Source organism: Chloracidobacterium sp. (assembly GCA_016711345.1).
Classification (GTDB): Bacteria; Acidobacteriota; Blastocatellia; order Pyrinomonadales; family Pyrinomonadaceae; genus OLB17.
Genome location: JADJTD010000001.1, coordinates 3,287,204 through 3,307,955 on the forward strand (window position 1 = coordinate 3,287,204; position 20,752 = coordinate 3,307,955).

General features: G+C 48.7%; 21 protein-coding genes. 11 read left to right on the forward strand and 10 right to left on the reverse strand.

Going from position 1 to position 20,752, the window contains the following annotated elements:
- The first annotated feature begins 11 nt into the window (after positions 1-11).
- Positions 12-164, forward strand: coding sequence for a hypothetical protein (locus IPL32_13710; protein MBK8466880.1), 153 nt, complete (start codon positions 12-14; stop codon positions 162-164).
- A gap of 90 nt (positions 165-254) precedes the next feature.
- Positions 255-446, forward strand: coding sequence for a hypothetical protein (locus IPL32_13715; GenBank protein ID MBK8466881.1), 192 nt, complete (start codon positions 255-257; stop codon positions 444-446).
- Positions 447-884: 438 nt separating this feature from the next.
- On the opposite strand, the gene IPL32_13720 is transcribed toward IPL32_13715, so the two are convergent.
- Positions 885-1,844, reverse strand: coding sequence for an IS1595 family transposase (locus IPL32_13720; GenBank protein ID MBK8466882.1), 960 nt, complete (start codon positions 1,842-1,844; stop codon positions 885-887).
- 380 nt (positions 1,845-2,224) lie between these two features.
- Here IPL32_13720 and IPL32_13725 point away from each other — a divergent pair, with 380 nt between their 5' ends.
- Positions 2,225-2,506: a hypothetical protein gene (locus tag IPL32_13725; GenBank protein ID MBK8466883.1), complete on the forward strand. Its 282-nt coding sequence runs from the start codon at positions 2,225-2,227 to the stop codon at positions 2,504-2,506.
- 92 nt (positions 2,507-2,598) lie between these two features.
- On the opposite strand, the gene IPL32_13730 is transcribed toward IPL32_13725, so the two are convergent.
- Entirely contained in the window at positions 2,599-3,786 is a 1,188-nt protein-coding gene (locus IPL32_13730) for a cysteine desulfurase (GenBank protein MBK8466884.1), read from the reverse strand.
- A gap of 113 nt (positions 3,787-3,899) precedes the next feature.
- Here IPL32_13730 and IPL32_13735 point away from each other — a divergent pair, with 113 nt between their 5' ends.
- From IPL32_13735 to IPL32_13745, 3 genes are all read left to right on the forward strand, one after another.
- The gene (locus IPL32_13735) at positions 3,900-5,060 is read left to right on the forward strand and encodes a radical SAM protein (protein MBK8466885.1); all 1,161 of its coding nucleotides are present in this window, start codon (positions 3,900-3,902) and stop codon (positions 5,058-5,060) included.
- Between the two features lie 8 nt (positions 5,061-5,068).
- Complete coding sequence (locus tag IPL32_13740; GenBank protein MBK8466886.1) at positions 5,069-6,247, forward strand: glycosyltransferase; 1,179 nt, start codon at positions 5,069-5,071, stop codon at positions 6,245-6,247.
- 103 nt (positions 6,248-6,350) lie between these two features.
- Entirely contained in the window at positions 6,351-7,100 is a 750-nt protein-coding gene (locus IPL32_13745; GenBank protein MBK8466887.1) for an SDR family oxidoreductase, read from the forward strand.
- Positions 7,101-7,139: 39 nt separating this feature from the next.
- On the opposite strand, the gene IPL32_13750 is transcribed toward IPL32_13745, so the two are convergent.
- On the reverse strand, positions 7,140-7,625 hold the full coding sequence (locus IPL32_13750; protein ID MBK8466888.1) for an SRPBCC family protein: 486 nt from the start codon (positions 7,623-7,625) through the stop codon (positions 7,140-7,142).
- 99 nt (positions 7,626-7,724) lie between these two features.
- On the opposite strand from IPL32_13750, the gene IPL32_13755 reads away from it, so the two are divergent.
- A complete protein-coding gene (locus IPL32_13755; GenBank protein ID MBK8466889.1) occupies positions 7,725-7,925 on the forward strand; it encodes a hypothetical protein in 201 nt (66 codons plus the stop codon).
- A 7-nt stretch (positions 7,926-7,932) separates the two neighbouring features.
- Here IPL32_13755 and IPL32_13760 read toward each other — a convergent pair whose 3' ends face one another.
- Together IPL32_13760 and IPL32_13765 are read right to left on the reverse strand one after the other, a co-directional pair.
- Positions 7,933-8,502: a hypothetical protein gene (locus IPL32_13760; protein ID MBK8466890.1), complete on the reverse strand. Its 570-nt coding sequence runs from the start codon at positions 8,500-8,502 to the stop codon at positions 7,933-7,935.
- A gap of 10 nt (positions 8,503-8,512) precedes the next feature.
- Complete coding sequence (locus tag IPL32_13765) at positions 8,513-9,217, reverse strand: hypothetical protein (GenBank protein ID MBK8466891.1); 705 nt, start codon at positions 9,215-9,217, stop codon at positions 8,513-8,515.
- 222 nt (positions 9,218-9,439) lie between these two features.
- On the opposite strand from IPL32_13765, the gene IPL32_13770 reads away from it, so the two are divergent.
- Entirely contained in the window at positions 9,440-11,215 is a 1,776-nt protein-coding gene (locus tag IPL32_13770) for a PQQ-like beta-propeller repeat protein (protein MBK8466892.1), read from the forward strand.
- Positions 11,216-11,270: 55 nt separating this feature from the next.
- Positions 11,271-11,408: a hypothetical protein gene (locus tag IPL32_13775; protein MBK8466893.1), complete on the forward strand. Its 138-nt coding sequence runs from the start codon at positions 11,271-11,273 to the stop codon at positions 11,406-11,408.
- 216 nt (positions 11,409-11,624) lie between these two features.
- Here the strand turns inward: IPL32_13775 and IPL32_13780 are convergent, their stop codons facing one another.
- Positions 11,625-11,909, reverse strand: coding sequence for a hypothetical protein (locus tag IPL32_13780; protein ID MBK8466894.1), 285 nt, complete (start codon positions 11,907-11,909; stop codon positions 11,625-11,627).
- 167 nt (positions 11,910-12,076) lie between these two features.
- Positions 12,077-14,743: a hypothetical protein gene (locus tag IPL32_13785; GenBank protein ID MBK8466895.1), complete on the reverse strand. Its 2,667-nt coding sequence runs from the start codon at positions 14,741-14,743 to the stop codon at positions 12,077-12,079.
- Between the two features lie 20 nt (positions 14,744-14,763).
- Between IPL32_13785 and IPL32_13790 the strand changes: the two genes are divergently transcribed.
- Positions 14,764-15,639: an RluA family pseudouridine synthase gene (locus tag IPL32_13790; protein ID MBK8466896.1), complete on the forward strand. Its 876-nt coding sequence runs from the start codon at positions 14,764-14,766 to the stop codon at positions 15,637-15,639.
- Here IPL32_13790 and IPL32_13795 read toward each other — a convergent pair.
- Positions 15,629-16,411, reverse strand: coding sequence for a TerC family protein (locus tag IPL32_13795; GenBank protein MBK8466897.1), 783 nt, complete (start codon positions 16,409-16,411; stop codon positions 15,629-15,631). The genes IPL32_13790 and IPL32_13795 overlap by 11 nt on opposite strands.
- Positions 16,412-16,596: 185 nt before the next feature.
- On the opposite strand from IPL32_13795, the gene IPL32_13800 reads away from it, so the two are divergent.
- A complete protein-coding gene (locus IPL32_13800; protein MBK8466898.1) occupies positions 16,597-18,783 on the forward strand; it encodes a hypothetical protein in 2,187 nt (728 codons plus the stop codon).
- A gap of 45 nt (positions 18,784-18,828) precedes the next feature.
- Here the strand turns inward: IPL32_13800 and IPL32_13805 are convergent, their stop codons facing one another.
- Positions 18,829-20,115: a dihydroorotase gene (locus tag IPL32_13805; protein ID MBK8466899.1), complete on the reverse strand. Its 1,287-nt coding sequence runs from the start codon at positions 20,113-20,115 to the stop codon at positions 18,829-18,831.
- Positions 20,116-20,127: 12 nt separating this feature from the next.
- Positions 20,128-20,748 (reverse strand): DinB family protein, encoded by a 621-nt coding sequence (locus IPL32_13810; GenBank protein MBK8466900.1) that lies wholly within the window; start codon positions 20,746-20,748, stop codon positions 20,128-20,130.
- Between the last annotated feature and the right edge of the window lie 4 nt (positions 20,749-20,752).

Genomic DNA, 20,752 nt, shown 5'->3' on the forward strand with positions numbered 1-20,752 from the left:
ACACTGAAAATATGAACAAAAAGGAACTCGAAAAGATCGAAATGAAAAATGACGGTAAAGATCAAGAACGCTTTAAGACGTTGCTAAAACAGGTCGTGAATGTCCCGAAAAAGGAACTTAAAAAGCGAGAGCAAGACTACAAAGACCGCAAGCAAAAGGCATAGAAAAAGCGAGCGTATCGAGCGCCCGCTGAAAAGGAAAAACCAGAAAGCTGACTAGGCTTCTAAATTTATTTTAGAGGTTTATATCAGTTTATGCAATCAGCAACACAACCATCAGAAATTCAAGACCGTTCCTTGCAAGCAACTCAAGACATCCTGAATATGTTGCAAGGAACGGACTATTCACAAAACGAACGTTATAACGCTCTCTCGTTTGCGGCTCAATTGGTCGGAGTTAATCTGACCCGCTTGCCACCGAAGATTTCAAACCAAGATGCTCCTTGATTTGTTCCAAATCCTTTTGAATTGAGTCCAATTTACCAACACAAGTTGATGTACTCAATTCCACAGATTTAAGAGTCCTATTTAATGGCGTTAACTGATCGTTCAACGTTCGCATTATGTTTAAGTCGCCTTGAGGTATCATTTTATTTTGTTCCTTGCTCATTTGAGCCTGTCAAAAGTAAGGTTGACAGATAAGAACAGCACGCGGTATTCTGAGAAAGATATATCACCTGTTGCCTTATCCGCAACAACATTAGTTAGTGAAAATTGGTCGGTTCACGCCGACCTTTTTTCATTGTAATCTTAGCGCAAATATGCCTCTCGACACAACACCTTTGCGCCACTAAAGTCATTTAAATCAACAATTAGGGGATAAAGGTTTACCCTTCATCCTCATCTTGTGCTTTCTTTTTTCTACCCCGTTTTAATTGAGGTTTATTAGCATCCCGTTTCATAGCCGATTAGCTGTGAATAGGTAAGACGCTTTCCGCTAATCAGCTCAAGCATAGCAACGAATCTTTGTTGATCGTTGCCGTGTCGTTCGTTATAACGAAACATTTGCTCCTCGACGTATTTCTGTAGGTGTGCAGGACTCACGCTGATGTAAGTTCCTTTGATTGACCGTTTCAAGAGACTCCAAAAGTTCTCAATATTATTGGTATGCACCGCACCGCGAACATATTCAATTGAATGATTAACGCTTGCGTGAACGTATTCATACCACAAATCGCGGTAGATACTCGCCTGATCGGTGAAAACCTCTGAGTTGGCTTCTACGTTCGCTTGAATGACAGGGATTACATCTTCGGCTCGGACGTTTTTCACTACTTTTACGCGAACCTTGCCACCACGTTGAACCATACCGAATACAGCGGTTTGGTGAGCCTTAACGCGCTTATCTGAATTTTTATCAGCACCGAACCTTACACGCTTGGCGTGGTGCATATTCTTAGCCAGTCCACCGATATAAGCCTCATCGACTTCAACGGTTCCAGACATTTTCTCAATAGTGCCGTTGGTCATAGCCTCTCTGATGCGATGTAGGACAAACCAAGCACTTTTTTGAGTGATACCTAGACCGCGATGCAGTTCATAGCTACTAATGCCGTTCTTAGCGTTTATCAGCAACCACATTGCCATTAACCACTTTTCCAGACTGATAGCCGAATCCTCAAAGATAGTGCCGAACTTAACTGAGAACTGTTTCTTGCATTCTTTGTTCTTGCACTGCCAAACCTTACGCGATGCCATAAAGTGATTGTTCTTTCCTGCACACTTTGGACACACAGCTTGACCGTCTGACCAACGCATAGCAGCGATTAGATCAATACAGAATCGTTCTTTGGCAAATGCTTTGACTGCCTCTTGTAAAGTTCGCGGTAATGGAGTTTCTTTCATTGTTTTCACCTTTTCCCCTGTATTTATAAGGCTATCACATCATATTTACTGTGTCAAGTATATTATTGCCTAATTTTGTGCAATGTATACCACTTATACACTATTAGATTGGATAGAAAATATACAGGTATGTAAGTTGCTTAAAAGATGTGAGTTAGCAAGATATTTAGCGGTAGGTGGTAATCAAGTATACAAAAAATACTGTGCGACGGCTATGTCCTTCATTGCAGATTTGAGAGCATTTAAACTATTGCGTATAGGAGGTTTGCGGGATTAGTGGATTTGTGTTTTTGTTGTGGCACGGTGGTTGTAATAGAGAGGGCAGAACGAAGCCAATGGGTTTCGGACAAAACTAAAAAAAAACTAATTGGAGAAAAAAAATGAAAAAGACAATCACAACAATCACATTGGCAGCCATCATGACCTTAGGAACAACTTTTGCAAACGCAGGCATCATCGTAGCCGGCAGAGGCGCTGACAACAACACATGTTCACAGTCGAAGGACGGTATCATCGTCGCTGGACGTGACGGCATCATCGTAGCAGGGCTCACAGGCATTATCGTTGCAGGACTAACCGGAATAATCGTAGCCGGATTGGCTGACACCGACACCACGCCTTGCACGACCTCTGAGAAAGACGGAATCATCGTAGCTGGCTAAGCTTTCACGAGCGAAATACACACCGGGGGGAACAAAAAAATTCAGCCGCATCGGGAAACCGGGCGGCTGTTTTTTGTTGGTGCGGGTGAATCTTATCCGACTTTTCCAACGTAGCTAGGTGCAAGTTTTCTGAGGTTTTCGACGGAATTGGGGAGAATACTGAGAACGTGATCTATCTCTTCGAAGGAATTATTGCGACTAAAACTAAAACGAATGGCACTGCGTGCAACATCTTCATCGCCGCCGAGTGCTCGAATCACTGGAGAAGGTTCGAGCGAGCCGGATGAACAAGCAGAACCCGTTGACACGGCTACTCCAACCATATCAAGACTTATTAGTAGCCCTTCACCTTCAACACCCCTAAATGAGATATTGGAGATGTTTGGCAGGCGATTTGTGCTGTCTCCATTGAAAACAAGGCTCGATATACGTTCGCTGATCTCGTACTCAAATTTATCGCGTAGTTCCTGTAATTTTATGGCCGTATTATCTAGATCCGTGCTTGCCAGTTCGCAGGCCTTTCCAAACGCCACTATGTTCGCGACAAATTCTGTACCGCCTCGCCGTTCGCGTTCTTGGTGGCCGCCTATATTTTGCGAGTGAAGCCTTGCTCCGCGACGGACGTATAATGCCGCGATTCCTTTTGGTGCATGTATCTTATGGCCCGAGATCGATAGCAGATCGCAGGCTATTTGTTCTACATCGATCGGAATTTTGCCTGCTGCCTGAACCGCATCTGTATGGAACCAAAGCTTTCTGCCAGTTTTGCGCAGATCGGTAACGAGGTTGCCGATCTCAGCGATCGGTTGGAGGGTTCCGATCTCGTTATTTGCGGCCATTATAGAAATAAGGACTGTTTTTTCAGTGATCGCGGCTTTTACGTCATCAATGCGGACAATACCGTTTTCATAGACGGGCAAAAAAGTAACTGTGCAGCCATTTTTTTCCAGGTCTTCGCAGAGGCTTTTGACCGATGGGTGCTCGATGGATGAGGTAATGATGTGACTACCGTATTTGGCGTTCGCTTCGATAAGGCCGCGGATGGCGAGATTATTAGCTTCTGTTCCGCCTGATGTGAATACGATCTCATGTTGCCGGGCATTGATTAACCCGGCAACTTGATGTCGAGCCTTATCTATAGCCGCTCGAGATTCCTGGCCGAAAAAGTGAATACTGGAAGCATTGCCAAATTTATCGGTCAAATAAGGCATCATCGCTTCGATCACGCGGGGATCAATAGGCGTTGTTGCACTGTTGTCGAGGTATATTCGGCGGAGCATAGTTATATTCTAACCCGTTTAATCACGTTGCTCTAATTACCGCAAATAAGATAAAGTTAGTAACTGTATCAATGCGCCTGCATCTAATGTTAGGAGCGTCAAGAGAATAAGATATGGATTTTGCAACAAAAGAGATATTTAAACGATACGCAAGCATACTTGTCGGACGGCCGATTTCGCCAGTGTTTCTAAATATTCTAGTCACAAGCGTCTGCGATATGCGGTGTACGCACTGTTTCTTTACAGAGGAACTCGACGATCGGCCGCGTAAGAAACTGCAAATGAAGACAGATGAGATCGCCAAAATTTCGGAAACGCTTGGCGGTAATTTGGGCGTTTTGGTGCTTGCGGGCGGCGAGCCGTTTACGCGAAAGGACTTGCCTGAGATCGTTCGTGCTTTTTACGAGAACAACAAGCTTGATTCTGTCTATCTGATGTCTAACGGACAGATTCATCCGCGTATTTTTCCGGACGTCGCTCGTATAATGGATGAGTGTCCTAAATTGAATGTTAGCGTTGCCCTCGGAATAGACGGTATGAAAGACGCTCATGAGAAAATTCGCCGCAAAGAGGGAAGTTGGGACAAAGCAATCCACACGGCCCGTACATTGCAGCAGATGAAGAAAGAGCAGTATCCGCAGCTCGACATCCAGACCTGCACATGCGTGATGCATTCAAACGAGGACACGATCTTTGATTGGTACGATTTTTTGAAATACGATCTCAAACCGGACAAGGTTAATATCAATTATATTCGCCCTCCATCGGCAGATCCGATCGAATTGCAGTTTGATCATACGCGTTATCAAAAACTGTCGCAGATGATACTTGAGGACACGAAAGACGCGACGCTCAAGAACAATTACGGTGGCGCTTCGGGCTTCTTTAAGGCTGCGGTCGATATCTACATGCACGATATCATTGCCAAAACCAAGGAAGAGGGCAAGGCCCAACTTAAATGCTATGCCGGTAGTGCTGGCGCCGTGATCTATGATAACGGCGTGCTTTCGTCTTGTGAAAACAAGGCGGATGTGCTGAACCTGCGTGACTATGACTGGGATTTTCAGTCTGCCTGGCGAACCGACCTTATGAAGGAACGCCGCAAAGAGGTAGCGGATGGTTGTCACTGCACGCACGAGTCGAATTGCTTCTATCCTTCGTTGCCGTTGAATCCGGGACATTTGGTCAAGATAATGAAACTCGAAGGCCAGATGAAGAAGGCTGCAAAGAAAGCAGGTTTTCTCGCGGGGAAGGAAGTTGCACTTAAGGCCTGAATTGCTTAATGCCGATTACCACTCCAAAAATTCTCATAATCTCATCCGATACAGGCGGCGGGCATCGCAGTGCTGCACAGGCGATCGCTGAGGGTTTACAGACTTTTTGGCATGGCGATTCGACAGTGGTCCGCACGATCAAAGCGGTTGAAGACTCTCACCACGTCACGGATAAACTCGTTAATCTTTATAATTGGATGCTGCGGAATAAACAGCATTGGATGAAGTATCTGTATTGGGCCGTAAACAAGATCAGGCCTGAAACACGCGAGTTTTTTCACAAGCGATGCATCGGATATTTGCGATCACAGTTCGATAAATGGTGTCCGCATGTTGTTGTCAGCGTTCATCCTTTGACGCAGCATATCGTTGCGAAGATCCTCAAAGAATTGCATCTTGCAGAACAGGTTCCGTTGGTTACGGTCGTTACCGATCCTTGTTACGGCTTCTGGAAAGGATGGGCATGTGATGATGTATCGCTCTATCTCGTGGCAAATGACGAAGCGAGGAGACAACTGCTTGATTACGGAATTGCCGAGAATCGTATTAAGGTTTCGGGAATGCCAGTTGATCCAAAATTTCGTGAGATCGATGAGGCTGACGCTCAGATCGCTCGCAAAGCATACGGCCTTGACCCAGATAAATTTACCGTATTTTTAAACGCGGGTTGGATCGGCGGCGGAAATATTCCGCAGATCTTCAAGGAACTCGTTCGCGGAGAATTGGACGTTCAGGCTATCTTCCTTGCAGGCAAAAATGAGCAACTGCGGATCGAGGCCGAGCAGATCGCTAAGCATGCAAAGTTTCCTGTTAAGGTGATCGGATATTCGAACGAGATCGAAAAATTGATGCAGTCGGCGAATGTGATGATCTCAAAGCTTGGAGGCTTGACGACATTCGAGGCGATGGCATGCGGCTTGCCGATAATCGCGGATGCAACTACTAAGCCGATGCCGCAGGAAGCGGGAACGGTTCAGTTAATTAGCGATCGCGGAGCAGGGATATTGCTCAAGCGGAGTGTAGATATTGTGCCTACGATCCGCAGTTTAATAGGGAATTCTCGTCAATACATTGATATGAAGGCTGCGACTGCCGGACTGACAATGCCCAATTCGACGGAGTACATTATCAGGGAGATCAATGCTCTTTTGCCGCAGACCGAGCCGGTTGTGCAGGCGGCAGCGTGAGTCCTTTTTTCCACATATTCGACAATCTCAACTTGTCACAAGTCACTGATTTCATTAACCTTTTCTATTGGAAATCTAGTAAATATTCTGCGGAGAGATTAGCTTGAGTCTTTTACTTGAAGGAAAACGTGCGTTCATATCGGGCGGAACGCGCGGCATCGGTGCAGCCCTTTGCGAGGTCTTTGCTCGCGAAGGCGCGGATGTCGCTTTCAATTATCATTCCAGCGATGACTTGGCCGAAGTCGTGAAGCAAAAGATCGAAGCTTTTGGCCGCAGGGCTTTGAGCTTTAAGGTCTCTGTGACCGACCGATACGGCCTTAAGCATGTCGCCCGCGAGATAAAAGACGCTTGGGGACCGGTCGATGTCCTCGTGAACAACGCTGCAGTTAATAAGGGCGACAATTTTGCGACGACCACCGACAAAAGTTGGGATTGGGTAGTTGATACAAATGTCGGCAGCCTGTTTGCGGTCACGAAGCCTTTCTACAAACAGATGATCCGCGAACGGGTCGGAGCTATCCTTAATATCACATCTGTCGGTGCGATCCGCAGTTTGCCGACTTCGGTTCACTACGCTACTTCAAAGGCTGCGATGATCGGTTTTACAAAATGCCTTTCGCGCGAGGCGGCAAATTTCGGCATCTCTGTAAATGCTATTGCTGCCGGAATCTTTGACACGGACCTTGGCAACACTCTGCCTGACCGCTTGCTCGAAATACACAAACACTGGGTATCAAAAGGCCGCTCAGGTCGTCCTGAAGAACTTGCCGAATTTGCCGCCTTCATGGTCAGCGACCGCAACAGCTACATGAACGGCGAAGTCGTGATCGTCGACGGCGGCGCTATTACCTAAAAATTAGCTACTGTTCTTTTCGTGTAATTTCGTGGTTAACTAACTTTCCAGTTTTTCTTTCGCTCTACCAACAAACACCTTTATCATTTCCGTGATGCTTTTGGTCATTTCGCTGCTGATGAGTGATTCGCCGGCTAGCCACGCGAGTGAGTGAAGTTCGCCCGCTTTTTTGCGGCGGAGTTCTACGGCTTGGGAGAAATGGACGAGCGTTACGTCTTTGGCCTTTTCGAGAAAGTCGGCGGAGTAGCGGAGGAAGTTTTCAGCTTCGTTCGGGATGGGTGACCATTCGATACGTTCGGCGGTGTTTTCGGTCGGTTCGACAGCAAACTTCTGCAGCATCTGGCCGACAAAAGGGATCTCTGCTTGAATGTTCCAGTGCGCAATGCCATTTGCATCAGTGTGGATCTGCATAATGCCGGGCATTAGTTCACTGAAATTTGTCAGGTTTGAAAAGAACTCGCGGACCTTATCAATGTTCGCATTGAACTCGATCTCGTTTGTGTAACTAGCTTTTACAGTAAACATAAAATATTGCGCAAGCCCGCACGTGAGTAAGGGCGATTCATTCAACTTGCGTGTTCCGCCCTTACTAACGCGCGGGCTTACGCATACAATAGTATAGCAATGATCAATCTACGCGAGCATCTCTGCCCAAAATGCCATTTACCAAAACTACAAAGCTGGCATGAACTCACCAACGACGAAAAACTCCTCGCCAAAAGCCTGCCGCTGTCCGCCGAATTCACACTGGCCGAAAGAAAAAAGCACCGCTTCTGCATACGGTGCTGGTTTGAAGATTTAGGTAAAGGTGTTATCGAAACTTGATCAGAGCTTATGGTGTCACAGGTCTTTCTCTCTCCATGACAACCATATGTTCTCCGCGACTCACCATTCCGACAACCAGATAGCCTGCCTCTTTTGCTTCCGTTACCTCTTTTTGAAGCGTTGATGTTCGGCTTGTAGCCAAAAGTTTGTATTCGTATTCTTTTCGAACTATCGGCGGGCGTTCCAATATCATCACAATTTCAATGCCACCTATAAACTGCTTTTTCGCTATCATGGTACTTGGAATAAGGCGATAGCCCGCGTCGGCGACTTCGTTCATTTCTTTTTGCATTGTTCCTGTACGAGTTGTTGCCAGCAATTTATATTGAAAGGGATCTGCTACTGTACCATCGCGCGAAAGAAAAAGAGCCATCTCCGAACCACTTGTAGGGGCTCCGACCACGATTCGATAACCCTGACCGGCAGCCTCATTTATTTCTTTTTGCATTGTAGAAGTTCGCGTGGTGGCAAGCAGCTTATACTGAAGGTTTTCCGAATCTTCTTTCTTATCCTGCGCCTTGCCAAGTGACACCAACATGACTGTAAAAATAAATAATTGAATTACTTTATATCTCATTGTGTTTCTCCTATTTTGCAGACAGAGTTTTGATCCTTTCCCGAAGTGAATCCCGCATTTTCCAGGATATCCGCGCTTCACTACTATAAATGCCGACTATGAGTTGTATATCTTGTACATCGTCCGACAGTAGCGGTTTCTTGTTTTCATCAACCAATGGAAAAGTTACCCAGAAAATGTCGTACTCGTAATTTCGTCCATAGACACCTGAGAGAGCCGGCATTTTCCTAAGTTGCGGAGCTTTAACACCGGTAATTGCCCCTTCAGAACCAGACTTTAGGCCTTTTGGTTGTAAAAATACACGCCAGTCTAATGGTATTACCCCGGAACCCTCGTTAGGATCTATTTCGATCATAATTACCAAGTTTCCAGCGTTTTCCGCATCTTTTACAATTTTCTTTGTCTGATCGTTGGTGAGACGTTCTTTTAATTGCTGTAACCTCGCTGCCGCACGGATAACATCAGGCGTCATCAATGTCGCCCGAACATAATAATTTAACGCCTTATTTGTACTTATGATACGAGTGTCAAATATTCCGTGACGACCGGCCTTGCCGTTTTCGCGCGTGGATTTTCCAATTGCCTCAGCCTGCGAAGCGGTCCATGTAAGATAATCGTCTGCGGAGGACTGAGCGTGAACTGCAGCCGAAATACAAAGAATAACGATTGCCGTTAAAGGCAGTAACCTAAACATATCCATTTGTTGAACTCTCATTTTGTAATGAAAATGATTCTACATTGATTGTGAAACTGAGGCAACATCTTGACGCTGCACACTCTTGTTGCCTAAACTCTTATTAACTCCTACGCATTTTTTTGGATGTCATTTCTGCAGTAAATCAAAGGGAGAAAGTTTTGTTATATGAATTCAGTTTTTAGAATTAATGCGCGTAGTGCGCCCTCGACACGGAGATCGCTTTCGCTTTTGTTTTTCGCAATGGCTGTCCTTGTTTTTTGCCTGCCGACGGTGTTTGCGGATACACCCGTTTGGTCGTTCAAAGGTGCGAAATGGTATTCGCTGATGGAGACCGGCAATGTGACTGCGGGCGTTTCCAACGGCGTTGTGATGCTTGACGGAGCGACGGGGAAACCGGTTTGGCAGCGGAGCGATCTTGGCGACATCAAAGAGGAAGAATACACAGACCTGCCGGGAACGCCGCTCATTCTTATTTCGGATAACAGCGGCTGGGCGCAGCGTAAGACGAAGATCACGGCACTTGATATGCTGACGGGCGCGACGGTTTGGCAGACGGACAAGATGCTCGGCTTCACGGTTGAAGCGACGCCTGTTTATAAAAAAGACATGATCGTGTTTATCACGATCCAGGACAATCGTCGCAACAAAGACAAGCCGGATCTGATCGCGCTGAAGATGTCCACGGGCGAACTTCTTTGGCAGAGCGAATATAGCGAAAAGGTTGATCTTTACGGCATTGAAAAGAAGAAACGCGGCGGGACGTCTGCGATGTTTCTCGGCAGCGGCGGCGGCGGAAGTGACCGCTTTGATCTGAGCGGCGAAAATCCGCCGATCATTGACGGCGATTCGATGTATATGACTTACGCCGGGCTGCATAAATATAATCTCGCTGACGGCAAACTTGTTTGGAAAACGATCTATGACGTGACCGACGGTTCGCTCAAAAATACCAATGGCCAAGCGCTTTTTGACGGTGATGTTATTTACACTTCGGCGCAGGGAATTATCAGGGCGATCGATAGAAACTCCGGTGCGATCAAGTGGACGACCAAAGATTTTGGTAAAGGCGGCATCGCCGAGATGCAGCTTTACAACGGCGTGATCTACGGACGCATGGGCGGACAATTCTTTAGCGGCAAGAAAGGTGAATGGCAAAAGAAGGGCCCGATCGGCGTCGTAGCTCTTGATAAAACTTCCGGCAACACGAACTGGATCTACACGGGTGCGAAAGAATCGATCACAAACATGATGATCTTGCCCGACGACAATTCGCTGCTCATCGCTGACGAAAAGAATCTGATCGGCCTCGACATGACGAGTCAGGGCAAGGTGAAAGAGGCTTACAAAATTCCGCTGAAATTCAAGTTCAAGGTCGGCGCGGGTGCGACTGCCGGTAAAGTTGCTGCGGTCGCTTTCGGCGGCATCGGCGGCTTTATGAAGAAAGGCCCGGACACGACTGACAATCCTGTTTCGCTTGTTCGACAGGAAAACGGAACGGTCGTGATTCGCGGAATGCAGCATTTGCTTGCGTTCAACCCGAAGACACGCGACATCGCCTGGTCCACAAAGTACGACGCTCCCGGCATTTCCGGCTGGCAGTCGATAGTGATGACGGCGATCACGATCACGGCAGCCGCGATGTCGCAGGGAATGGAAACGAGTTACGCACAGCGCGGCGACTATAATTCTGCGTTCAACGAAAACTCGAACTTCCTCAACCTGATGCAGAGTTATCAGCTTACGATGGCGAAAAAGTATTCCGCCGCCAAGCAAGCCGGCAACGTCTATTACGTCCTGACGACCGTCAAAGGCAAAGAGGAAAAAGGCTCCGGCCTCGTCGGCGTGAGTTTGATGACAGGCCAGCCTGTCAATCAGATCATCTTTAACGACAAAGAACCCGATTACGAAGTCGATGACGCTTCGGGCCGTATGTTCAACATGAAAAAAGGCGAACTGGCCGCCTACCAGATCAACGAGCAGGCAACGGCAGCTCCGGTTGAAGAAAAAGAGAAGTAAAGTCGGAAGGCTTTAGTAAATTAAAAAAGGCTGCAGTGAGAATCGCAGCCTTTTTATGTTAAATATGCAGCATCATGGATTGACCGAAGTCAAGATGATGGCTGTCGGCGTTGCAAGGCGTGCGACGAGCGCCTTCAGAATTGCGCCCAGAGCAACGGCAAATGCGAGTTACAGTTCGATATATGCGGATTGATGTTCAACATATGCACGTTACACAATGCCATATGCGTGTGACATCTAGCCAGATGCGGCTGGCACTTTGATAAACGCACGTTTCATATCGGCAAGTGCGCGGCGCATTTCGCAAAGTGCGGGGAAAAAAAAGGGCTCTTTTAAGTAGCTTTCAGCCAGTATTTATAAGGTTTTGTGAGAATTTGGCGATTTCCCGACGGTTTCAGCCGTCTTCTTCCTAATCGTCGTCGGAATGGCTGCGTTTGTTGCGGTGTTTGCCTCGTTGGTGGTGATCGTCGCGGTTGTTGTTGCCGTTCGCGTTGTTGTTTGAATCGTCGTCGTCGCCGTTGTTTGCGTTGCGATTTGAATTGCGGTTTGAATTTCTATTGGAATTGCGGTTTTGGTTCTGGTTCTGGTTCTGTTCGGCGGCGGCGGATGTGGTTGCGACATCGGCAGCCGAGCCAACGACGAGAACGCCTGCCAGTAATACTAATCCTAATGTTGCTGCGAATAGTTTTTTCATTTGTTATTTCACTCCTGATAACACAGTGTGTGGGAGCGGGCAGAAAAGACAGTGTTCTCATTATGTTGAGTGTTTCGCCCTTACTCACGTGCGGGCTTTTTGCAAACTAGCGTGCGGGCTTCTGCATGATTGGCTGTGTGTTTATTGTGTTGAGTGTATCGCCCTTACTAAGGTGCGGGCTTTTGCACAATATTGTCAAACGCTTCGCGGATGTTGAGGCGGTGGAGGGTTAGTTGTTCGAGCAGATCGGACGGCGATTCGAGATCCATGCGGGCGGCGATAGTTTTTAGAGCGATCTCGTTGGCAAGCGGAATCCGATTTGTGCGTCCGACAGTTAGACGCAGGTTGTGGTCCAGCGTCGAAAGAAATTCGTAACCGGCGAGCAGATCCTTTAGCATTTCACCTTCTAACGAACCGGCGGCGGCGAGATGTCTGAGCATGAACGGCGTCGAACGGTCTTCGCTGTCGTCGGGCACATTGTCTCGCAACTGTAGAAATCTCATCGCGAAATACACATCAAGCATTCCGCCGGAACCATACTTGATGTCGATCTCTTTGCTTCGGCGAGCGCGGGCACGCTGCTGTTCGAGGGAATGACGCACACGCACAGTTTCGGCGGCCAACTCTGCACTTTCAGTTTTCGCAGCACGGTTGTGAATGATAGTTCGCGTTTCTTTTTCGACCGCTTCGGCCAATGCGATATCGCCTCCGACCGCACGCAGCCGAACAAAAGCAAGCAGCTCCCAAATAGCAGCCGTCTCGCGCATATATCTTAGAAATGCATCACTCGAGATCGCCGTCAGGCCTTTTGAACCATACGGACGCAGGCGAAGATCAACCCTGTAAAGATTGCCGTCGCGCGTCATCGCCGAAATAATAGTCACCAGTATTTCAACCGCACGACTGTAAAATTCGGCGTGCGTGACGCCTTCGGGAACGGGCGACGCGTCATCGTAAACGATCACCAGATCGAGATCTGAATCGTAATCGAGGCCGCGTCCACCGAGCTTGCCGAGAGCGAGAATGACGAGCGGAAGATCGCCAACCTTCGTTGTATATTTTAACGCAAGCTCATCTTTTACGATCTCAAGCGCGGCGGCGATGCTTGCCTCAGCGAGGGCAGTTTGTAGACGCTTTGCGTCGCGTATCGTTATCGTTTCATGGACATCATGGACGACGATATCGAGCAATTGACGCGACCAAGTTTGTCGAATAGCCGCGAGACGCGGACGAAGGGAAGTCTCGCCTTCGCTCGTGACCGCGTCTTTCATGATCGTCGCGTAGTCCGGCTCGACAAATTCCGCATCGCTTTCAGCAACGTCGCCCGCAAGCCGCAAACTCGTCGCAAGCATCGCCGCAAAGTGCGGTGCAATAGTCGCGAAGTAAGAGTCACAACCGGAAGCGGTAGCGACTGGGTTCTTTTCTTCGCTTTCGAACAGGAGCCCAGTCGCTATCGCTCCCGGTTCTGACACTGCAGCGTCGCCAAAAACTCGCGCGAAGATGCGGCTGACATTTTTTGTGTGATCTTTCAGCTCGCGTTCAAAATTGCCGCCCGCTGCAAATGTTACGCGATGCGCGATGAGTGCGCGTTTCTCAGCTTCGTCAGGAACAGTGTGCGTCTGGACGCCATTTTCCATCTGCAAAATATGTTCGGTACGTCGAAGAAATTCGTATGCGGACGACAGCTGCGTCAACTCTGCTTTCTTAAAATGCCCGCGATCAGTGAGCCGGGCGATGCTGATCAGCGTATGCGGACTGCGAAGCCATTTGTCTTTCCCGCCGTATGCAAGCTGCAGCGCTTGAGCAAGAAATTCAATCTCACGCACGCCGCCGCTTCCCAGCTTGACGTTGAAACCTCGCCGGTTGGTATTCTCGAGATCCATACGCTCTTTCGAACGGCGAACATTGGTGAGTGCGGCTTCGACAGTTTCATTTTCAGAAAAAACCAAACTCTCGATAGCCGCAAAATACTCTTTGAATAGATCGACATCGCCCGCGCAGCCGCGCGATCGGATCATCACTTGCCGCTCCCAACCGCGAGCTTCGTTTTTGTAATAGCGGATCGTGTCATTGACCGAAAGCGTCAACGCACCAAGCGATCCGTGCGGTCGCAAACGGAGGTCAACTCGATAGGCTGCTTCCCCGGATTGCTGGCCGACAAGACGGCGAACGTGCTCGGCGAGCTTTACAAAATACTCGCGGTTCGTGACCTTGTCGCGGCTGCCGCCGGTTGTGGTGCCTTCTTCGGAATACAGAAAAAGCAGATCGATGTCGGACGAATAATTTAGTTCGCGAGACCCGAGTTTTCCTAACGCAACAATGCAAAAGCGGACAGATTCGCCATCAGATCCGTTTGGAGTTCCAAATCGCGCGTCTGTTTCCTGACGAGCGATCTGTAGAGCCGATTCGAGGATCGCGTCGGCAAGATTAGAGATCTCTTCGGTGATCTCGGCGATCGTCGCAAGCCGCCGAATGTCGCGAAGATAAATGCGCAGAAGTTCGCGGCGGCGAAATCGGGCAAAGACAACCTGCGGTTCGATATCGGCGTTTTCAGCGAAGAAATTTTCAAGCGATTCGAGCAGTTCTTCGGATGAACGCCCGCCTGATTCAGCCCGCCTTTTGTTAAGCCACCAGAGATATTCCGGATTTTGCAGCATCGTTGTGGCGAGCAGCGGACTGAACGCTGCGAGCGTTGCTACATCGGAGAGCAGGGCAACGTTGTTGACGAGTTTTGCGTGTTCGGTCGGATGCTTTTCTTCGAAACTGTCAAGAAAACGCCGCGCAGCGGCTGCGTCAGGCAATCCTGTAATGAGTTTTTCGATCTCGGGTTCCACGAGTTAAAATTACAACGCGGATGGACAACGGACAAATCACAAAGCTAACTTTCGAGATCGAGGCAGCCGCGCGCAAGCAAAAGCTGGGCGAATATCTCTTTGATAATATGCGCGACCTCAGCAAAATGTACCTGCGCGAACTCATCAAAACAGGTAAATGCGAGGTTAACGGCTATTTCGTGAACTCGGGGTATCTACTGCGTGAAAATGATTTTATCGAGCTTGAGGCCGACCTTTCGCGCGGCACCGCAATGCGGCCGGAAGATGTTGCTCTCGATATTATTTTTGAGGATGCGGAAATGATCGTCGTCAACAAACCGACCGGAATGCTCGTTCACCCGTCGCACCGTGAGAACAACGGAACGCTAATGAACGCGCTGAGTTTTTATTTGAACGCGAATTCGCCAAAGCTGATCCGTCCCGGTTTGCCGCATCGACTCGACAAACAAACTTCCGGTTTGCTCGTCGTTGCAAAGACAGCGAGAGCACATCGAATACTGTCGGAACATTTTATGAAGAAGTGTGTCGAGAAGCGGTATCTTGCGTTAGTCGATGGCTTAGTCGAAGCGGACGACGGATCGTTGAATGCTCCGATCGGGCGTTTTGCAGATCTGAAATATTGGGGTGTGAAAGATGACGGCAAGATATCGGAAACTAAGTTCCAGGTTCGCGAGAGATTTGCCGATACAACTCTGCTCGAACTTGAACCAGTTACTGGCCGCACAAATCAACTTCGAATTCATTGCGAGATGATCGGCCATCCCATAGTCGGAGACATCCAGCGAGGCGGCAGGGAATTCAGCCGCCTATGCCTTCACGCATGGAAGTTGGCATTTCCACATCCGATTACGCGGGAAGTGTGTTATTTTGAAGCGCCGATCTCCTTTACCCCTTAACAGCGGCTTGCTGGTCATCTTCCGAAAACTGCTTGTGTAAATGCACCGGAGGAGCTTTTTTGCGGAGCTTCATGTTTAAGATCTCGACCAGCACCGAGAATGCCATCGCGAAGTAGATGTAGCCTTTCGGAATGGTTTGGTGGAAACTCTCGGCGACCAGCATTACACCGATCAGCAAAAGAAATGAGAGTGCGAGCATTTTAATGGTCGGATGACGCTGAACAAATGCTCCGATCGAACCAGCGAAGAGCATCATGGCGATGATCGAGATTACGACCGCCGTTACCATTATGTAGATACCGTTCGAGCCGTAGGTAGTCGAGATCATGCCGACCGCCGTTATCACGCTGTCTAGCGAGAAGACGATGTCGAGCAGTACGATCTGCACAATTACACTGACGAAACCGGAATAACTCTTCTTGGAATCGTGTCCTTCTTCGCCTTCGAGCGAGCCGTGGATCTCGTGCGTCGATTTGCCGATCAGAAAAAGGCCTCCGATGAGCAGAACCAGATCTTTGCCCGACAAGCCGTGTCCTGCGATGCTGAATAGCGGTTCAACGAGACCGATAACCCATGAAAGCGAAAGCAGAAGCAAGATACGTATGCCCAGAGCTAAACCCAGGCCGATGTATCGAGCCTTCGGCTGCTGTTCAGGCGGCAGTTTGCCGGACAGGATCGAGATGAAAATTACGTTGTCGATGCCAAGCACGAGCTCAAGCACCGTTAGCGTAGCGAAAGCGATCCAAACTTGCGGGTCGGAGAGGAATTCCATATTTTGTTAATTTGCCACAATCAGCAGCGATAGACAAAGTGAGTACGGATGATGATTACTAATAACTTCTATTTTTTGGTCAATGTTTTGGTATAATTTCATTGACGTACTCCCTTTTCGTTCCACCATTTCCCGTCAACAAATCCTGTAATAATCTGCCAAAATTGAAATTAGGTATCAAATTCATGCAAAACACTAGAATCGTAATTTCCATGTCGCTTATTCTCGGAGTTCTTTTGGTTAGTACCACCTTAAGTGTTTTAGCATCGCAGCTAAACATTATCGGCCCGGCCGGAAGCTGGCAATTCGGCCGACAAGTGGTTGCTTTGCCAAATGGAAATATTGCGGTCAGTGACCCAAGTTTTTCTTTGAATGGACTGACGGATGTCGGAGCCGTTTACCTGTACGACGGCGGTACAGGTGCATTGATCAGCGCCATGACAGGGCTGAACCAAAACGATCAGGTTGGCAATCAGGGAATCTTTGTATTGCCTAGTGGTGATTTCATTGTCGCAAGTCCATATTGGGACAACGGCACCGTTTATGGCGCAGGTGCAGTAACCTGGTGCAGTAAGACAACAGGCTGTCCGCCTACTATCTCCGCAGCAAACTCTCTTGTAGGAGCCTCATCAGGCGATGCAGTGGGTTTCAAAAATGATCCGGGTTTGACGCCGGCAAACATTGCGATACTGAACAATGGTAACTATGTAGTTGGAAGCTATTTGTGGGACGGCAACGGAATTACCGATGCGGGCGCCGCGACATTATGTCAGGCTGACGGCAGCACCGTTGGACCGGTGTCCGCCGCGAACTCGCTTGTCGGTTCGATGTACCCGGCTTACGTCGGCAACAAAATCACCGCATTAACGAATGGCAATTATGTTGTCAACGGAAAAGTGAATAATACTACTGGCGCGGTGACATTTGGCAACGGAACGACCGGCATCACCGGCGTGGTTTCATCTGCGAACTCGCTGGTCGGCTCCGGTGTTGGCATAGTCACTGCGTTGAAAAATGGAAATTACGTTGTCACAAGCACCGGCTGGGATAACGGTTCGATCCAGGACGTAGGAGCAGTAACATTTTGCAACGTAACAACAGGAACTGTAGGCATTGTAACAGCGAGCAATTCTCTTGTCGGCTCACGGCCTTATGATAAAGTTGGTTACGCCGGTATTACTGCATTGAGTAATGGAAACTACGTCGTTAACAGCTATATTTGGGATAACGGTGTAATGTCAAACGCGGGCGCGATCACGTTTGGAAATGGGACAGTCGGCGTTTCAGGTGCCGTATCGTCTTCGAATTCGCTGGTGGGAACAAAAACCGATGATCAGATTGGCAGTAGCGGTCTGGGTCCGGACAATCCAGGCATGGGGGTGATCGCGCTAGCAAACGGCAATTACGTGATAAACAGCTCCGATTGGGATAACGGTGCGATAACGGATGTTGGTGCGGTAACTTTTGCTAACGGGACGACGGGGTTGACGGGGACGATCTCGGAAGCAAATTCCCTTGTGGGCACTGTCGCGGGCGAATCTGTTGGATTTGCCGGAGTTACCGCACTGACGAATGGTAATTATGTTGTATGCGATTCAAGCTGGACGAACGAAGTTGGTGTGACGGTTGGAGCTGCCACATTTGGAAATGGCACCAATGGCGTAGTTGGACATGTAACATCCGCGAATTCGCTCGTGGGTTCGACGCCTGGTGATTGGGTTTGCGGCTATTCGGTGACCGCTTTGACCAACGGCAATTATGTGGTCGGTAGCCCTTACTGGGATAACGGTCCAATTGTGGATGCCGGCGCCGTAACATTGGGAAATGGAATCAGTGGAACGACCGGTGTTGTCTCGAACGCAAATTCGTTGGTTGGCTCGTCTACGAATGATCGCCTTGGATGGTACACCGTTGCTCTGGCCAACGGAAGCTATGTAACGATCAATAGCAGTTGGGATAACGGGCCAATCACAGATGTCGGTGCCGTGACGTTTGGAAATGGAACTACAGGAATTACAGGGCCAATCACCGCCCGGAACTCACTACTGGGCTCGGCTTCGTCGGATGTGATAGGAAACGGGCGCGTTACTGCGTTAAGCAATGGTAATTACATCGTTAATAGTCCCAATGTCTGGAACGGCGCAATTTATAGAGCCGGGGCCATTACTCTGGGATATCCATTTGCTAGCGGCATTCTGAACTCCTCTAACAGTGTGTTTGGGACAACAGCTTACGCCGATCTTACACAAAATTCGTCATTCGACTACGTTCACCGCCAACTGGTTGTAGGGCGTCCTCGGGATAATATTGTTACGTTTTTACGCCTTCGACCAAATCCTGTTTCGTTGGCTGTCGCATCAGAGGAGTTTTGACAGCGACACTGGCGCAAATTCTGATGAGACATATAAAAAAAGACTTTACTGACGACGATACACAATTCTACCGCCGACCATAGTGGCTACTGCGGCACCAGTGAATTCCCAATTGTCGAATGGTGAATTTCGGGATTTTGAACGTGACTCACTATTCTTATATGTCCATTTCAGGTCGGGATCAATGATAGTGATATCAGCTATTGACCCGGGATGAAGCGTTCCGCGGTCTTTCAATTTGAATATCTTTACCGGGTTTGATGAGCACAATTCGACCAATCTGACTAAATCGATAATCCCTTTATTTACAATCTGTTGAAATGCTAAACCTAAAGCTGTTTCTAGTCCAATAATGCCGAATGGGGCACGGTCGTATTCTAGAGCTTTTTCGTCTGCGTGGTGCGGTGCGTGGTCGGTAGCGATGGCGTCGATCGTGCCGTCTTTAATGCCTTCGATGATGGCTTCGAGATGTTCTTCGGATCGCAAAGGCGGCGCCATTTTGGTGTTGGTGTCGTAGCCCTCGACCGATTTGTCGGTCAGCGTGAAATGATGCGGCGTGACCTCGCAGGTGACATTAATGCCTTCTGCCTTTGCACGGCGTACCGCTTCGACCGCACCTTTCGTCGAGACGTGCGCGATGTGGATGTGCGAGCCGGTTTCTTTGGCAAGAATAATATCGCGGACGGCGTCGATGTCTTCGGCAAGAGCTGGCATGCCTTTGAGACCGAGTAGAAGCGAGATCCGGCCTTCGTGCATAACGCCGCCGCTTGAGAGTGACTTGTCCTCACAATGATCGATCACCGGCAGATCAAAATCGCGGGCGTACTGCATCGCACGACGCATAATTCCGGCGTTCGGCACAGGACGTCCGTCGTCAGAAACCGCAACCGCACCGGCCGCTTTCATTTCACCCATCTCGGCCAGTTCCGATCCGTCGGAGGATTTTGTGATCGCACCGATCGGGAAAACATTCGCAAGCCCGGCACGCTCGGCCTGTTCGATCATGTACCGAGTGATCGCGGCGTTGTCGTTGACCGGATTTGTATTCGGCATAGGACACACGCTCGTCCAACCGCCCGCAACTGCCGCTGCACAACCGCTTGCTATCGTTTCCTTATGCTCTTGTCCCGGCTCACGCAGATGGACGTGCATGTCGATAAAGCCCGGAGCAACGATCAAGCCTGTGGCGTCAAAGGTCTCAACATCCTCCGGTTTATCTTCACCACGACCGATCCACGCCGTGACTTTTCCGTCTTCAATAAGTACATCCATCCCGCTGTTTTGGCCCTGAGCAGGATCGATTAGGTGGCCATTTGCAATAAGAAGTTTCATTTTCGAATGCCGTTATTTTTTAGGGTATTTTTTATCGACCTTTACTTCTTTCAGTTGAGCTAGATGGCGTTCGCTGTGGCCTGTCATAAACAATATCCATTGATAAGCATCCATTGTTCCCATCGGGGCCTGGCCGAAATGGTTGCGCAGATCGAGTTGGTTGTTCTTAATAAAGTCAATCGTTGTGTTGCGAGTCTTTTCAAAACTGGAGATCAGGTCTTCGCGGGTTTTCCAGCGGCCGTTTGGGCGAACCGGTTCAGGCGCAGTGAATTTTTGCTGTCGATTTGTGACTGATAGAATGATCGCCGTGTCGGCAACTCGAAAAGGATCTTTGCACTCAGGCACGGGCGATTTCAGGACCTTATCTGTAACCGTTCCAAACAGAGCGGTTTCGACCACAGTGATATGTTCTGCGATCTCGGCAATCGTCCAACGGCCTTCGGCTGCGCGAAAATTAAGCTGCTTGTTAGACAGATTTGTCAGTTGCACGATGTAGTCGGCTTTTGTGTCGTTCAAATATTTTAAAGCAAAGTCACGATCTTTTTCCGTGAAAACTTTGGCAGGTGCCTGTGCAAACGATTGCAAGGCCGACAATAAAATTGCGAACAAACTAATTACAAATATTTTTTTCATTTCA